At 68.2% G+C, this 14,201-nt stretch carries 17 protein-coding genes; 6 read left to right on the top strand and 11 right to left on the bottom strand.

Going from position 1 to position 14,201, the window contains the following annotated elements; all coding sequences use genetic code 11:
- Positions 1–77 precede the first annotated feature (77 nt).
- The 3 genes from QTI17_RS27470 to QTI17_RS27460 are packed head-to-tail and all read left to right on the top strand — an operon-like array spanning position 78 to position 1,385.
- The gene (locus QTI17_RS27470; protein WP_286536834.1) at positions 78–734 is read left to right on the top strand and encodes a retropepsin-like aspartic protease family protein; all 657 of its coding nucleotides are present in this window, start codon (positions 78–80) and stop codon (positions 732–734) included.
- Positions 735–747: 13 nt separating this feature from the next.
- A complete protein-coding gene (locus tag QTI17_RS27465) occupies positions 748–1,026 on the top strand; it encodes an AbrB/MazE/SpoVT family DNA-binding domain-containing protein (RefSeq protein WP_286536833.1) in 279 nt (92 codons plus the stop codon).
- A complete protein-coding gene (locus QTI17_RS27460; protein WP_286536832.1) occupies positions 1,026–1,385 on the top strand; it encodes a type II toxin-antitoxin system PemK/MazF family toxin in 360 nt (119 codons plus the stop codon). The genes QTI17_RS27465 and QTI17_RS27460 overlap by 1 nt, the downstream gene beginning before the upstream one ends.
- Here QTI17_RS27460 and QTI17_RS27455 read toward each other — a convergent pair.
- Positions 1,367–2,005 carry a TetR/AcrR family transcriptional regulator gene (locus tag QTI17_RS27455; protein ID WP_286536831.1) on the bottom strand — a complete coding sequence of 213 codons (639 nt, stop codon included), beginning with the start codon at positions 2,003–2,005 and terminating at the stop codon, positions 1,367–1,369. The genes QTI17_RS27460 and QTI17_RS27455 overlap by 19 nt on opposite strands.
- A gap of 86 nt (positions 2,006–2,091) precedes the next feature.
- Here QTI17_RS27455 and QTI17_RS27450 point away from each other — a divergent pair, with 86 nt between their 5' ends.
- Complete coding sequence (locus tag QTI17_RS27450) at positions 2,092–3,297, top strand: MFS transporter (protein ID WP_286536830.1); 1,206 nt, start codon at positions 2,092–2,094, stop codon at positions 3,295–3,297.
- A gap of 60 nt (positions 3,298–3,357) precedes the next feature.
- Positions 3,358–4,275 carry an alpha/beta hydrolase gene (locus QTI17_RS27445; RefSeq protein ID WP_286536829.1) on the top strand — a complete coding sequence of 306 codons (918 nt, stop codon included), beginning with the start codon at positions 3,358–3,360 and terminating at the stop codon, positions 4,273–4,275.
- Here QTI17_RS27445 and QTI17_RS27440 read toward each other — a convergent pair.
- From QTI17_RS27440 to QTI17_RS27415, 6 genes are read right to left on the bottom strand one after another with little or no spacing between them, the layout of a single operon-like run.
- Positions 4,208–4,591 (bottom strand): DUF2784 domain-containing protein, encoded by a 384-nt coding sequence (locus QTI17_RS27440; protein ID WP_286536904.1) that lies wholly within the window; start codon positions 4,589–4,591, stop codon positions 4,208–4,210. The genes QTI17_RS27445 and QTI17_RS27440 overlap by 68 nt on opposite strands.
- 35 nt (positions 4,592–4,626) lie before the next feature.
- Entirely contained in the window at positions 4,627–5,634 is a 1,008-nt protein-coding gene (locus QTI17_RS27435) for a 2Fe-2S iron-sulfur cluster-binding protein (RefSeq protein WP_286536828.1), read from the bottom strand.
- 4 nt (positions 5,635–5,638) lie between these two features.
- A complete protein-coding gene (locus QTI17_RS27430) occupies positions 5,639–6,619 on the bottom strand; it encodes a PdxA family dehydrogenase (RefSeq protein WP_286536827.1) in 981 nt (326 codons plus the stop codon).
- Positions 6,616–7,080, bottom strand: a complete 465-nt coding sequence (locus tag QTI17_RS27425) for an aromatic-ring-hydroxylating dioxygenase subunit beta (protein WP_286536826.1) — start codon at positions 7,078–7,080, stop codon at positions 6,616–6,618. Before QTI17_RS27425 ends, QTI17_RS27430 begins: the two co-directional genes overlap by 4 nt.
- A gap of 19 nt (positions 7,081–7,099) precedes the next feature.
- Positions 7,100–8,338: an aromatic ring-hydroxylating dioxygenase subunit alpha gene (locus tag QTI17_RS27420; protein WP_286536825.1), complete on the bottom strand. Its 1,239-nt coding sequence runs from the start codon at positions 8,336–8,338 to the stop codon at positions 7,100–7,102.
- A gap of 4 nt (positions 8,339–8,342) precedes the next feature.
- Entirely contained in the window at positions 8,343–9,311 is a 969-nt protein-coding gene (locus QTI17_RS27415) for a Bug family tripartite tricarboxylate transporter substrate binding protein (RefSeq protein ID WP_286536824.1), read from the bottom strand.
- Between the two features lie 127 nt (positions 9,312–9,438).
- Here QTI17_RS27415 and QTI17_RS27410 point away from each other — a divergent pair, with 127 nt between their 5' ends.
- Positions 9,439–10,197, top strand: a complete 759-nt coding sequence (locus tag QTI17_RS27410; protein WP_286536823.1) for an IclR family transcriptional regulator domain-containing protein — start codon at positions 9,439–9,441, stop codon at positions 10,195–10,197.
- Positions 10,198–10,218: 21 nt separating this feature from the next.
- On the opposite strand, the gene QTI17_RS27405 is transcribed toward QTI17_RS27410, so the two are convergent.
- The 4 genes from QTI17_RS27405 to dmpG all read right to left on the bottom strand — a co-directional run bounded on the left by QTI17_RS27405 (position 10,219) and on the right by dmpG (position 14,194).
- Complete coding sequence (locus tag QTI17_RS27405; protein WP_286536822.1) at positions 10,219–12,063, bottom strand: extracellular solute-binding protein; 1,845 nt, start codon at positions 12,061–12,063, stop codon at positions 10,219–10,221.
- 99 nt (positions 12,064–12,162) lie between these two features.
- Positions 12,163–12,354 (bottom strand): 2-hydroxymuconate tautomerase, encoded by a 192-nt coding sequence (gene thmT / locus QTI17_RS27400; RefSeq protein ID WP_286536821.1) that lies wholly within the window; start codon positions 12,352–12,354, stop codon positions 12,163–12,165.
- A gap of 11 nt (positions 12,355–12,365) precedes the next feature.
- Entirely contained in the window at positions 12,366–13,154 is a 789-nt protein-coding gene (gene dmpH / locus QTI17_RS27395; protein ID WP_286536820.1) for a 2-oxo-3-hexenedioate decarboxylase, read from the bottom strand.
- Positions 13,151–14,194 (bottom strand): 4-hydroxy-2-oxovalerate aldolase, encoded by a 1,044-nt coding sequence (dmpG, locus tag QTI17_RS27390; protein WP_286536819.1) that lies wholly within the window; start codon positions 14,192–14,194, stop codon positions 13,151–13,153. The genes dmpH and dmpG overlap by 4 nt, the downstream gene beginning before the upstream one ends.
- Between the last annotated feature and the right edge of the window lie 7 nt (positions 14,195–14,201).

Here is a 14,201-nt window from a genome sequence, read left to right as displayed (position 1 = left end):
CCGCCGCACCCGGCCGACGCCGCATGGCGATCGATTGAGGCATCGTCCGCCTTGTCGTTTGTCGCGCGAGGTGCCCCATGTTCCAGCACGCCCGATCCACGCTGCGCCTCCTGGGCGCGCCGGCCGCCTTGGCCGCTGGCCTGGTCCTGCAGCCGGCCGCCGCCGAGCCGATCTTCAAATGCGGCAAGACCTACACCAACGTGCCCTCCGGCGAGGGGGCGGCGCAGCTCAAATCGCGCGGCTGCGTGCTGGTCGACCCGGACCGGCCGCATGCAGACAAGACGGCAGACATCGCGATCGACGGTTCCCGGCAGATCACGGTGCCGATCGGCCAGGACGGCCGCTTCTGGATCCGTGGCTCGGTCAACGGCTTCCCGGTGCAGTTCGTGATCGACAAGGCATCGACCGTGCAGGCCGGCGTCGCCGTCACCGAGGCCTTCGCCGCCCGCTCCAACCTGATCGGCGGCGCGCCGGCCCATGTCCAGACCAGCGGCGGCATCATGGAAGGAAGGCGGATCGAGGGCGTTCCGATGACCTTCGGTCCGTTCAGGGTGCGGCAGGCGACGGTGGTCGTGGGGTCGCTGGGCGGCAAGTCGCCGGACGCCCTTCTGGGTCAGGAACTGCTGTCGATGTTCGAGGTCACGGCCAACGAGCGCGAGATGACGATCGTGAGCAGAAACGAGTCTGCGCGAGCGCCGTTTCTACCTGTTGACACATCGAAACCCAGAAGGTAGAGTGCCTCTTCACATGAACGAGAAAGCCATGTCTTCCGACCACGTCAAGGCCGAACAAACGATCCAGGAGTGGGGCAATGGCCTGGCGGTGCGACTGACTGCGCCGGTCGCCCGCGCCGCCCGCTTGGCGCGGGGCATGCCCATCACCGTGGAGGTCGTCGAAGGCGGCATTTTTCTGCGCGTTGCTGGCGAGGCCAAGCTGTCGCTCGCGCAGAAACTCAAGGCCTTCGAGCCCTCCAGGCATGGCGGCGAAGCCATGGCCGCAGAGCGTCTTGGCGCCGAATTGTTCTGATGGCAAAGGCGCCATCGTGGGTTCCTGACCGCAGGGACATCATCTGGATCGACTTCAATCCCCAGGTCGGCAGAGAAATGAAGGATCTGCACCCGATGCTGGTGCTTTCTCCCAAGGCATTCAATGATCGAACGAGCCTAGTCATCGGCTTGCCGATGACGACGGCGTCATACAACGACACCAACCCATTCGCCATTCGTTTCAGCGGGCCCAAGAACGTCGACAGCTACGTGCTTGCGCACCAGCCGAAATCCTTCGATTGGCGCTTGCGCAGAGCCAAGGCGCACCCCTGGAAACAGGTGCCGCCTTCGGTCTTCGAAGCGGCTTGCGAAACCTTGAATCAGATCATCGAGATCTGAGCGGCCTTCGCGCGGCCTGGTCCTGGCGGGGACGTCTTCGCCGTCGCCGCATCCAGCAGCAGCGCCGCCATCTCGCGCGCCGCAGCCGCCGCGCTGCCGCCCGTCCCCATCTGGCCGGACACCGAAGCGCCGTCGTAGAGCAGCACCAGCTGGCTCGCCAGGTGGTCGGCATCGGCCGCGCCGGCATCCCGGGCCAGGCCGGTGAACAAGTCCCTCATCCAGTTGCGGGCGTCGTCGCAGGCGCCCTTGACCGGGGTGCCCGGCTTCGACTCCGCCGCCGCCCGGTTGAAGGCGCAGCCGCGATAGCCGGGCGTGGACATGAGTTCTTCCATTGCATCGAAAACGCCCAGCAGCCGGTCGCGCGGGGTCGCGCAGGTCGCCAGCCTGGCGGTGATGCGTGCCTTGCGGGCCGCCTGCCGCGCCTCGAGGTAGGCCCGGATCAGTTCCTCCTTGCTGCCGAAGGTGTCGTAGAGCGAGGCCTTGGCCACGCCCGCGCGCTCGATCACGCGCTCGATGCCGACCGTGTGGATGCTGCCTTCGTAGAAAAGCTCGTCCGCCGCCGCCAGCAGGCGGTCGCGCGCCGAGCGGCGTTCCGGCGCCACCGCTTGTTTCGTTTCCATGGGCTTGACATTACCAGACCGGTCTGTACACTGCAAGCACCAGACAGATCGGTCTGTATGGTTTCTTGAATTCCCGGAGCACGTCCATGACCTCCCTCTGCCCGACCGCCCTCACAGCGCCTGTGCCCACACGCCGCCGCCTCTCGCCGAATGCCGCCTTCCTGCTGCAGGCCTCGATGACGCTGGGCTTTCTCGCGGGATCGAGCGCGCCGACGCCCTTCTATGCGATCTACCAGAAGCAATGGGGCTTCTCGGCCACGATGCTGACCTTGGCCTTCGGGATCTATGCGCTGGCGGTGCTGTCGGCGCTGCTGGTCGGCGGCCGGCTGTCGGACCACGTCGGGCGCCGGCCGATCCTGATCGCCGCCGCCGCGGCGCAGGCCGTGAGCATGCTGGTGTTCGCCACCGCCGACGGGCTGCCCGACCTGCTGCTGGCGCGCGTGGTCCAGGGGCTGTCGGCTGGCGCCGCGATCGCGGCGGCGGGCGCCGGCCTGCTCGACATCGACAAGGGCCGGGGTGCGATCGCGAACTCGGTCGCGCCGATGATGGGCACGGCGGCCGGCGGCCTCGTCGCAGGGCTGATGATCCAGTACCTGCCGGCACCGATGCACCTGGTCTACGCGCTGCTCGGCAGCATCTTCGTGCTGCAGGGCGTCGCGGTGTTCTTCATTGAAGAGACGGCCCCCGTGCGGACGGGCGCATGGGCCTCGCTCAGGCCACGGCTGGCGGTGCCGCTCGCGGTGCGCGGGCCGTTGCTGCTGGCGGCCCCCGCGCTGGTCGCGGTCTGGGCAATGGCCGGCTTCTACGCATCGCTCGGGCCGACGCTGATCCGCAGTTTCGCGGGCACGACCTCGATTCTCCTCGGCGGATTCGCGCTCTTCGTGCTGGCCGGCAGCGGCGCACTGGCGGTGTACCTGATCCGCGAAGCCTCGCCCAGGGCGCTGATGCGGCTCGGCGCCGTCGCCCTGATCGCCGGCATGGCCCTCGTGATGACCGCGATCGCGCAGCATTCGGTGCTGCTGTTCCTGCTCGGCAGCGCGGTCGCGGGGCTGGGCTTCGGAACCGGCTTCCAGGGCGCGCTGCGCAGCGTGGTGCTGCTGATCGCGCCGCAGGAGCGGGCCGGCGTGCTGTCGGTGCTGTTCGTGATCGCCTACCTGGCGATGGGGCTGCCCGCGATGGTGGCGGGGTACGACGTGGCGCACCAGGGCAACATCGTCGTGACGGCCTACGAGTTCGGCAGCGGCGTGGTCCTGCTGGCGCTGCTTGCGCTGTTGGGTACGGCTCGGCGCTGAGGACCGGGGCACCCGGCGCTCTCGTGTGATCCGACGGCGACCGTCGCGCGTATCACCTGCATGACGTCGCACCTCTGCTGGGCCGCCGTGCTGGCCGGCGCCCTTCTGGCAGGCTGCTCGCCTGCGCAAATCGTCAACGGCCTGGTGCCGAGCACCAGCTACCGGCTGGAAACAGGCATGGCCTACGGCCCGCAGCCGCGCCAGCAACTCGACGTCTACCGCCCGCTCGCCGACCGCCCACCCGCGGAAGGCAAGCGTCCGCTGGTCGTCTTTTTCTACGGCGGCAGCTGGACCACTGGCGAGCGGGCCGACTACAGGTTCGTCGGCGAGGCATTGGCGGCACGCGGCGCCGTGGTGGTGATTCCGGACTACCGGCTGTCGCCGCGGGCGACCTACCCCGTGTTCGTCCGCGACAGTGCCACGGCCACCCGATGGGGCATCGACAACGCCGCGCGGCTGGGGGCCGATCCGCGGCAAGTGTTCGTGATGGGCCACAGCGCCGGCGCCTACCTGGCCGCGATGGTGGCGCTGGACGCCCGCTGGCTGCGCGCCGACGGTGGTGATCCGTCGCAACTCGCGGGCTGGATCGGTCTGGCCGGCCCCTACGATTTCCTGCCGATCGGGGATCCGAAGACGCAGGTGGCCTTCAACTGGCCGGAAACGGCACCGGGCTCGCAACCGCTCGCCCATGCCTCCGCCGCTTCGCCGCCGGCGCTGCTGATGGTGGCCACCCACGACCGGTTGGTCGATCCGGCACGCAACACGGGCCGGATGGCCGAACGGCTGCGGACGAGCGGGGTGAAGGTCGAGGTGCGGGCGTTCGATGACCTCGACCACGTCACGTTGATCGGCGCGATGGCAAAGCCGCTCGAATGGATCGGCGGGCCGGTGTTGCCGCCGCTGCTGTCCTTCATCGGCCTGGCGCCCGACCCGCCCGCATCCGGCGAGCCATCAGCCAGCCATAGAGCACCGCATTGAACAGCAACACGCCCGCCCCCAGCCCGATCTGCACCGGGCGCGTCAGGCCTTCGGGATAGATCAGCCCGAGCAGGTAGTGCTCGATGAACCCGCCGCCATAGCCCGCCTCGCCGGCACTGCGGCGCAAGCTGTTCTCGAGCGGCGTCAGCGGACAGATCCAGCCGGCCGACACCACCCAGCCGGCCCAAGCCGCAGCCGGCAGGTGAAGCCATGCGAGGCGCGGCCAGCGCCACACACCCAGGCCGCCGAGGACGGCGAACAGGATGAACAGCCCGTGCAACAGCAGCACGGCGTCGGCCAGCAGGCGGGCGATCATTCCCATGGGAGGGAATGCTACCGCCCGCACCATCGTCAGGCCGGCCCTTCCACGAACACATCGGCATGGAAGCCGGCCGCATCGAGGCCGCAGTGCCTGACCGCCATCTCGCGCACCGCATGGACCATGGCGGGCGAGCCGCAGGCATAGACCTCGTGCCCCGCGAGGTCCGGACAGTGTGCGGCCAGCGCCGCGTCGACCCGGCCGGCAAAGGCGTCATCGCCCTCCCCGGCCGCGCCGTCGCTCAGCGCGGCGACGAAACGGAAGTCCGGCCACTGGCGCTGCCACCGGGCCACGGCCGGTCGCAGGTAGAGGCCTTCGGCCCGGTGCGCGCCCCAGATCAGCGTGATCGGCCGCACGACCCGGCGCTTGGCCATGTCGTCGATCAGGGACTTGACCGGCGCGAAGCCTGTGCCGCCGGCGACGAAGACGATCGGACGCGCCGAGGCGCTGTCGAGCGTGACCGCGCCGAAGGGCAGTTCGATTTCCAGCAGATCGCCCTGCTGCAGCCCCGACACGCGGGCGCTGAAGGCGCCGCCCGGCACGTGGCGGATGTGCAGCGTCAGCGCGTCGCTCTCGTGTGGCGCATTGGCCATCGAATAGCAGCGTGTCGTGCCGTTGCCGGCATCGACCTGCAGGTACTGGCCAGCGTGGAACTTCGCGCGCTGCCCGGCCGGCAGGCGCAGCTGCAGCACCGAGACATCCGGCGCAGCAAGCTGATTCCGGAACACCTTGGCCTGGAAGCGCTTGCGCGCCGTCGGGTCGACGCGGTGCCACGAGACCGGCGCGATCGCCAGGTCGGTGCGCGGCGCGCACATGCAGAAGAGCAGCTGGTCCGGCAGGCAGGCCTCGTTGCGGATCGATGCGCCGGCCAGGCCCTCGACCTCGCCAGCTTCGACCCGCCCGGCACAGTTGCCGCACACGCCCTTGCGGCATGAATGGGGCAGCTCGATGCCGGCGCGCAGGGCGGCATCGAGCACGGATTCGGCGTCGGCACAATCGAATGCAAGGTCGCTGCCGGCAATGGTCACGCGATGGGTCATGGCTTCAGTCTCTGGTGAGCGGTTGTTGCGGCGCACCGGACAGCAGCGCAATGGTTCGCAGCAGTGCCGTGCAGTCGGCGATGCCTCGGCCGGCGATGTCCATCGCACTGCCGTGGCCCACGCTCGACAGGAGCACGTCGGCGCCGATGCTGAGCGCGCTGGCCGCGTTCGGCGCCAGCAGCTTGATCGGGATGTGGCCCTGGTCGTGCAGCATCGCCACGTAGAGATCATGCCGGCGCTGTGCCAGCAGCATGTCGGCTCCGTGGGGGCCGTCGACGCACAGGCCTTCGGTCTGCAGCATGCGCACTGCGGGTTCGACGATGGCGGCATCTTCGGCGCCGAACAGGCCCCCTTCGGAGGCATGCGGGTTGATGCCGAAGACGCCGATCGAAGGAGCGGGAACGCCGAGCACGGCGCAGGCCCTCGCACCTGCACGCGCAGCCGCTGCCACCAACTCGGGCGTCAGCCGGCCGAGCGCGCTGCGCACGCTCTCGTGCAGGGTCGCATGCACGATCCGCAGCCCGCCGCCGACCAGCATCAGGAACACCGAATCCTCCGGCACGGTGCAGACGCGCGCGACCAGCGACGGATAGCCGCTGAAGGCGATGCCGGCCCGATGGATCGCGGTCTCGTGATGCGGGCAGGCGATCACCGCGTCGGCCTCGCCGCGCCGGCAGGCTTCGATCGCCGCGCTCGCCGATGCCACGGCCGAAGCACCCGCCGCGGCGTCGATGCGGCCGGGCCGGGCAGCCTCGGCCGGCAGTTGCCCGGCATCGACGATGCGCAGTTCGCCCAGCAGCGCGCTGCAGCCGAGTGCCGCGGCTGTGCGTTCCAGCACGCCGACGGGGCCGTACAGGGTGATGCCGGCGCGTGTTTCGGCCGGCAGTCCCGCCAGGGCCTTGAGCGCGATTTCAGGGCCGATGCCGTTGGGATCGCCAGCCGCCAGCGCCAGGCGGCGCGGCGGCGCATTCGTGCTCGCGTTCACAGCGGCAGCGCGAGCAGCGTGTCGGTCACCGTGCTGTCGCAGATGGCCACGCGCGACTGCAGCAGCAACCGCCCGTTCCGCCGCACGAAGCGGTCCTGGTAGACGCCGGTGGCGAACACGTCCGTCTGGCCGCTGGCCATGATGCGCGCCACCAGGAAGGGGGTGCGGGCCTCCGCCTGCTCGCCCTCGGCCTTCAGCAGCAGCGGCATGCCGAGGATGTGGCGCAAGCGCTGCCGCTCGTAGATGTTGGCTTCGCGCAGGGCCGCGATGCGGTCTTCGAGCATCGCGCGCGAGTCGGCGTAGACGATGCCGGCGGGCAGGCCCTCGCGCTCGTTCTCGATGTGCGTGATGCGGTAGTCGGCGTCTTCGGCGAAGAAGTCGGGCCACTGCTCGAGTGCATCGCTGTCGATGGCGTCGGCGTAGGCGGCATGGAAGGCGCAGAGCGCCAGCAAGTCGATCATCGTGTTCTTCCTCTGCGGGTCAGGCGCGCATGTGGTGGCGATAGGCCTTCCAGAAGCCGCGTACCGAGGCTTCGGTGGCGCGTCCCTCGCTGGAGACGGTGCTGTCACCGCCCATCTCTACGACCGCGTCGTGGTCGTGGGCGCCGGCGATGCCGCGCTGCACGAAGCCGCCGACCGCACCGTCCTCCATCGAGATGAAGCCGGCCGGTCCGATCAAGTTCGATTGCTTGAGCCGCACCTTGCGCTGCTCGGCCGTGTCGTCGGCGTAGCCCAGGTAGGTCCAGTTGAGCTCGGTGCGCGCCACGCCCTTGGGCAGCACCTGGCGCACCGCGAGGCAGTTCTGGATCTGCTGCAGCACGAAGCCGGGGAAGACCGAGAGGATCTGCAAGGTCACGCCGTCGCCGTACTCGGTGAAGCCGGCCAGCAGGCTCGGGTCCTTGAGGCGATAGCGGTCATTGTCCGAGCGCAGGGCCTGCTCCTTGTACGAGGCGTCCTTCTGGGCTGCCGGGTCGATCATCGAATAGCTCACGTGGTGGCCGCCGCTCTCGTCGACGATCACGCCGCCCTTCTGCGACAGGCGGTTGAGCTCGAAGGTGGTGAAGAACAGGTGCAGCAGGCTCGCGTGGTAGCTGTCCTTGACGTTCTCCACGTACAGCTTCCAGTTGTTCGGCAGCGCCTGCGTGAAGCGGCCGATGACCTCGACCGGCTTGTGCAGCACGCGCTCGATGCGTTGGCAGATCTCGTCCCCGAGGTACTCCTCGATGCCCGGCACGTCCTCGCTGAAGCTGCCGAAGACCAGCCCGCAGAAGGTCGCGATGCGCAGTTTGCGCGGGCCGTGTTCTTCCTTGCAGAAGCCCGCCGGCATGCCGCCCTGCCCCTTCACGCCCTTCTCGAAGGCGACGCCCGTGAGATCGCCCTGGCGGCTGTAGCTCCAGGCGTGGTAGACGCACTGGAAGTTCTCGGCGCGGCCGGACTTCTCGAGCGCGATCAGCGCGCCGCGGTGCGCGCAGCGGTTCTCGAAGGCATAGATCTCGCCGTCGCCGTCGCGCACCACCACCACGGGCGTCTCGCCCGCGAAGGTGGTGCGGTAGCTGCCGCTGTCGGGCAGTTCGGCGTCGAGGCACAGGTAGTTCCAGACCTCGCCGCGGAAGATGCGTACCTGCTCGTCGGCAGCGGTCTGCGCGTCGCTGTAGAGCGCGAACGGAATGCGCGTGAGGCCGGGGCCGGCCCAGTGGATCGGCTGAGTGTCTTGCGTCATGGTGTCAGTCCAGGGTGACGTTGGCGTTCTTGATGACCTTGGCCCACTTGGCCGACTCGGCCTGGATGAACTGTCCGGTCCGGGCGCTGTCCCAGCCGCGCGGCTCTGCGCCCTGCTCGGCGAACTGCCGCTTGACATCCGGCAACGCGAGTGCGTCGGCAAAGGCCTTCTGCGTCGCCTGCACCTTGGCGGCGGGCGTGCCCGGCGGCGCCACGAGCGCAAACCAGGTCACGGCGTTCATGGCCGGCAGCTTCTGCTCGGCGAAGGTGGGGACGTCGGGCAGGACCTGCGCGCGCTGCTCGTCGGCGATCGCGAGGATGCGCAGCCTGCCGCTCTGGTGGAACGGCAGCGACGAGCTCAGGTTGTCGAAGAAGACGTCGATCTGTCCGCCGACCAGGTCGACCAGCGCCGGCGCCGTGCCCTTGTACGGGACATGGACCATGTCGGTTCCGGTCAGCTGCATGAACATGCTGGCGGTCAGGTGCGAGGTGGTGCCGTTGCCCTGCGAGCCGTAGCTGAGCTTGCCGGGGTTCGCCTTCAGGTAGGCGATGAGCTCGGGCACGCTGCGGACCGGCAGCTTGGGGTTCACCACCAGCACGTTGGGCACAGTGGCGATCATCGTGACCGGCACCCATTTCGCGGGATCGAAGCTCAGCTTGCGGTAGAGGTGCTGGTTGATCGCGATCGGCGCCGGCGGCGACGCCAGCAGCGTCTCGCCGTCGGGCGGCGCGTTGAAGACCGATTCGGCGCCTATATTGCCGCCGGCACCGGTGCGGTTCTCGATCACGACGCCGGCAGGGAAGCTGTCGCGCAGCTTCGCGGCGACCACGCGCGGAAGGATGTCCGCGGTGCCGCCGGCCGGGAACGGAACCACGATTCTCAGGGGTTTGCCTGGTTGGGCAGCGGCCGCGCCGGCCAAGAAGGCAGCGGCCAGGCAGGCCGCGCCCAGGCGCCGGGCGAAGGGTTTGATCATGTCTCGGTATCTCCGTGTCATTCGTTCATCGGGGGAAGCCCAAGTGTCTTGATACAGCGCAAGGCAAACAAGCTAGATTTGCGCTATGCGCAAAAATGACGTTGGCGGCTCATCCGCCCCAGAGCCCGTGGACAAGAATTTCGTGGCCTCGCTGCAGAAGGGCATGGAGGTCCTGACCTGTTTCGGCCGCCAGCACAACCGCCTCACCGTGTCGGAGGTGGCGCGGCTCACGGGCGGCTCGCCGGCTTCGGCGCGGCGGTCGCTGCTGACCTTGCGCGCCCTCGGCTACCTCGACAGCGACGGCAAGCGCTTCTGGCTGCTGCCCAAGGTGCTGCTGGTCGCGCATGCTTATCTAGCGTCGCGGCCGACGCCGTCGCTGGCGCAGCCGCTGCTCGACGCGTTGTCGGAGCGCACGCGCGAATCCGCATCGCTCGGGACCTTGCTGGAGGACGACGCAATCATCATCGCGCGCTCGACCGCGCGGCGCAGCCTCAGCATCGGTCTGGGCATCGGGTCGCGGCTGCCGGCGTACTGCTCGGCGCTCGGTCGGGTGCTGCTGGCCAGCCTGCCGTCCGGCGAGGCCGAGCGCCGTGTGCGCGCGATGCCGCGTCGCGCCCTGACGCCGCGCACGGTGTTCGAGGCCGATGCGGTGCTGGCCTTGGTGGACCGCTGCCGCGACGAAGGCTATGCCGGCAGCGACGGCGAACTCGAACTCGGCGTGCGCTCGATGGCGGTGCCGGTGCTGGACCGCGATGGCGCGACGGTGGCCGGCATGAGCATCGCGGTGCGGTCGGAGCGGATGGAACTCATCGAGTTCCGGGATGCCTTCCTGCCGACGCTGCGAAAGGCGAGCGCCAAGCTGACGGCGCGGCTCTATCCGGGGTGAGTCGGGTGCCGCAGAGAATACTCAATCATGCGCACCCGTCTTCGGCGGGTCCATCCACCAGGTCGTCAGCAACGCAGAGCCCGCAAGCAGACGCTGCGGCAACTCGGCATCGGGGCGCCGCAGGTTGCGCTTGTGAAGCATGTAGTACTGCTTGCCGTAGTACAGGGGAACCACGTAGTGCTGATGCAGCAAGAACCTGTCGAGCAGCCGGACAGCCGTTGCAAGGGATGCGCGGTCAGGGCTCTTGACGATGATGTCGATGAGTTCATCGATCACCGGGTCGCTGATCCCGCTGAGGTTCTGGCTGCCCCGCTCGGCCGCGGACTTCGAGCCCAGGTCGTCGTAGAGCTCGTTGCCGGGACTCGATGAGCCGCCCAGGATCTGAATGGTCATGTCGAAGTCGAAGTCGTCGAGCCTCTTCTTGATCAGGGCGGCATCGCGAAGGCGATACTGCAGCGAGATCCCGAGCTTGCCCAGGTTTCTCGCGTAGGGCGCCAGCACGGGTTCCGAACTGCGGTCAGCGATGTCGATCTCGATCACGAATGGCTTGCCGTCGCCGTCGCGCAGCGCGCCATCCCGGTAGGACCAACCCGCCGCCTTCAGCAGCGCCTGCGCTTCGACCAGGTTGCGTCGCAGCCCCTCGGGCGTGTCACCGGTCGCAGCGGGCCGAGGCAATGGCCCCTGCACGACCTTGAGATAGTCCTGCCTGTGCACGAGCCGCGCGATCAGCGCCTGCTCGTCCGGGCCGAGCTCCGGCCTTGCCATCAGGTCGTCGCTGTTCTGGAAGTAGCTGAGGGTCCGAGCTCTGCGCCCATAGAAAAGATGCTGGTTCAGCCAGTCGAAGTCGAAGGCCAGCGCCAGCGCCTGACGCACCCGGATATCGGCGAAGCGGGGCTGGCGCAGGTTCAGTGCCAGGCCCAGCATGCCCGTGATGCGGCGGTGCGAAATCTCGGTCTTGACGATTTCGCCGGAGTCGAAGCGGCGGCCCTTGTAGCGGCGAACCCAGGCGGTGATCGACGTCTCTTCGAGGGCGTCGAGCGCGCCCACCTTGATCGACTCTTCCTCCCCGAGTCGATCCCTGAAGTACTGATAGCTGACCTTGTCGAAGTTGAACATCCCCTTGCGAACCGGAAGATCGGCGGCCCAGTAGTCCGGTCGCCGCCGGAACGAGATGGACTTGCCCAGGTCCACCCTGTCGACGACGTAGGGTCCGCTCGCCACAGGCGGCTCGTCCACGACCTGATCGAAGGGCTTGCCCCGACCCCAGGCTCGGGAGAACACAGGCAACTGCCCGATGATCATGTGCAGCTCTGAATTCCGGCGCTTGAACTCGAAGCGAATCCTGCGATCGTCGATCACGACAGCCGCCTTGATGTCGCTCCAGTAGGAACGAAAGGTCGGGCCGGCCTGCTGGCTCATCAAGGTATCGAAGGAGTGCTTGACGTCCTGCGCCAGCACGGGCGTGTTGTCCGAGAAGCGGGCCTTGGGGTTCAGGCGGAAAGTCACGCTCATCTGGTCAGGGGCGACGAGCACGTCTTCCGCCAGCAGCCCATAGTTCGAGAAAGGCTCGTCTTCGCTGGGCGTCATCAATGAATCGAAGACCAGGCCGTACTCCGCGAACACGAAGCCGTTGCTGCGGTAACCCATGCCGGCCGGGGGCGTTCCCTTGAGCGTGAACGGATTGAGCTTGTCGAAGCTCCCGCTCGCTGAAAGCGTCAGGTGCCCGCCCTTGGGCGCGTCGGGATTGACGTAGTCGAAATGCTTGAAGGAGTCCGGGTACTTGGGCTCGTATCCCATGCCCAGCCCCTGCGCCGCCCACGCAGGCATCGTCAGGGCAATCCACAATCCGACAAGCCAGATTCGCATCTCGGAATTCTGGCCGAGATTGATTCGAAGCCGCGGCGCGAGACACGCCTCCTCCGGGAAAAGAGAAATTTCCGGCGCAGGGAGGGCAACAGCTTGTTTCTAGCGCCCGAGGTCCTTCGCGCTGACCCCCGCGATGCCCCAGTTCTCCTTCGGCACGTCGTGCAGCCAGACCCGCACGTTCTCCCTGGGCGCGCCGACCGCCTCGACGATCGCGTGCGTGACCTTTTCGATCAGCGCCCGCTTCTGCTCCTCACTCCGGCCTTCGATGAGATAGATCTGTGCAAATGGCATGGCTGTCTCCTTCAGGCGAAGCGCAGGCCGACGCTGCCCATGCCCTGCACCCTGAGCGTGACCGAGTCGCCGGCCTTCACCGCCACCGCCTCGGTGATGCCGCCCGACAGGATCAGGGTGCCGGCAGGGATCTCCTCGCCGCGTGCGCCGAGGTGATTCGCCAGCATCGCGATCGCCGCCGCCGGGTGTCCCAGCACCGCGGCGCCGGCGCCGAAGGCCACCGGCTCGCCGTTCTTCTCCAGCACGATGCCGACCGTGCGCAGGTCGACCTCGGCCGCCGGCCGCGGCCGTCCGCCGACCACGAAGCGCGAGGCGGAGGTGTTGTCGGCGACCACGCTCTTCAGGTCGAACTTGAAGTCGCGGTAGCGGCTGTCGATGACCTCGATGCCGGGCAGCACGAAGTCGGTCGCGGCGAGCACCGCGCCGATGTGGCAGCCCGGACCCCTGAGCGGCGCGCGGGTGACGAAGGCGATCTCGGGCTCGACCTTGGGGTGGATCAACTCGGACATGCGGCATTCGCCGCCTTCGGGCACCGCGTAGCTGTCGGCCATGAAGCCGAATACCGGCGTGGTCACGCCCATCTGCTTCATCTTGGCGTGCGAGGTCAGGCCGGCCTTGAGCCCGATGATGCGATGGCCGCGGGCGATCTTGCGCCGCCGGATCTCGTTCTGGATCGCATAGGCGTCGTCCCAGTCCATCTCGGGATACTCGTCGGTGATCTTCGGCGTGTCCTTGGCGCCGAGTTCACAGCCCTCCAGGTGCTCGGCCAGCGCGGCGATGGTGTCGAGGTCGAGCTTCATGCGGCCACCTCCTGCATGGCGCTGCGCGCCCGGGCGAGCGTCATCGCCGTGTCTTCGATCATGTCTTCCTGGCCGCCGACCATGCCGCGGCGCCCGAGCTCGACCAGGATCTCGCGCGCCGGCACGCCGTACTTGGCCTCGGCGCGCTTGGCGAACAGCAGGAAGGACGAGTACACGCCCGCGTAGCCCAGCGTCAGCGAGTCGCGGTCGACCCGGATGACATGGTCCATGATCGGAACCACGCGGTCTTCGGCGACGTCCTGGATGCGGAACACATCGACGCCGGTCTCGATGCCCATGCGGTCGCAGACAGCGACGAAGACCTCCATCGGCGTGTTGCCCGCACCGGCTCCGAGCCCCGCGGCCGCGGCGTCGATGCGGTTGGCACCGGCCTCGACCGCAGCGATGGAATTGGCCACGCCCATCGCCAGGTTGTGGTGGCCGTGGAAGCCGAGTTCGGTCGAAGGCTTCAAGGCCGCGCGCACCGCGGCAATGCGCGCCTTCACGTCCTCCGGAAGCATGTGTCCGGCGGAGTCGGTCACGTAGATGCAGTTGGCGCCATAGCTTTCCATCAGCCGTGCCTGGCTCACCAGCTTCTCGGGGCTGGCCATGTGGGCCATCATGAGAAAGCCCACCGTGTCGAGCCCGAGCTTGCGCGCCATCGCGATGTGCTGCTCGGACACGTCGGCCTCGGTGCAATGGGTGGCGACGCGCACCGTGTGCACGCCGATCCCGTGCGCCATGCGCAGGTGGTCGACGGTGCCGATGCCCGGAATCAGCAGGGCCGAGACTTTCGCGTTCTTCATCAGCGGGATCACCGCGCCGAGGTAGTCCTCGTCGCTGTGCGCCGGAAAACCGTAGTTGACCGAGCTGCCGCCCAGCCCGTCGCCGTGCGTCACCTCGATCAGCGGCACGCCCGCTTCGTCGAGGCCGGTGGCGATGTGGCGCATCTGGTCGAGCGTCATCAGGTGGCGCTTGGGGTGCATGCCGTCGCGCAGCGTCATGTCGTGGACGGTGATCTTTCTGCCCTTGAGAGTCATGGTGCCT

It is taken from the genome of Variovorax sp. J31P179 (genome assembly GCF_030316985.1).
GTDB lineage: Bacteria > Pseudomonadota > Gammaproteobacteria > Burkholderiales > Burkholderiaceae_C > Variovorax > Variovorax ginsengisoli_B.
The sequence above is the reverse complement of the archived record's forward strand: the minus strand, read 5'-3'. Positions and strand labels throughout refer to the sequence as shown.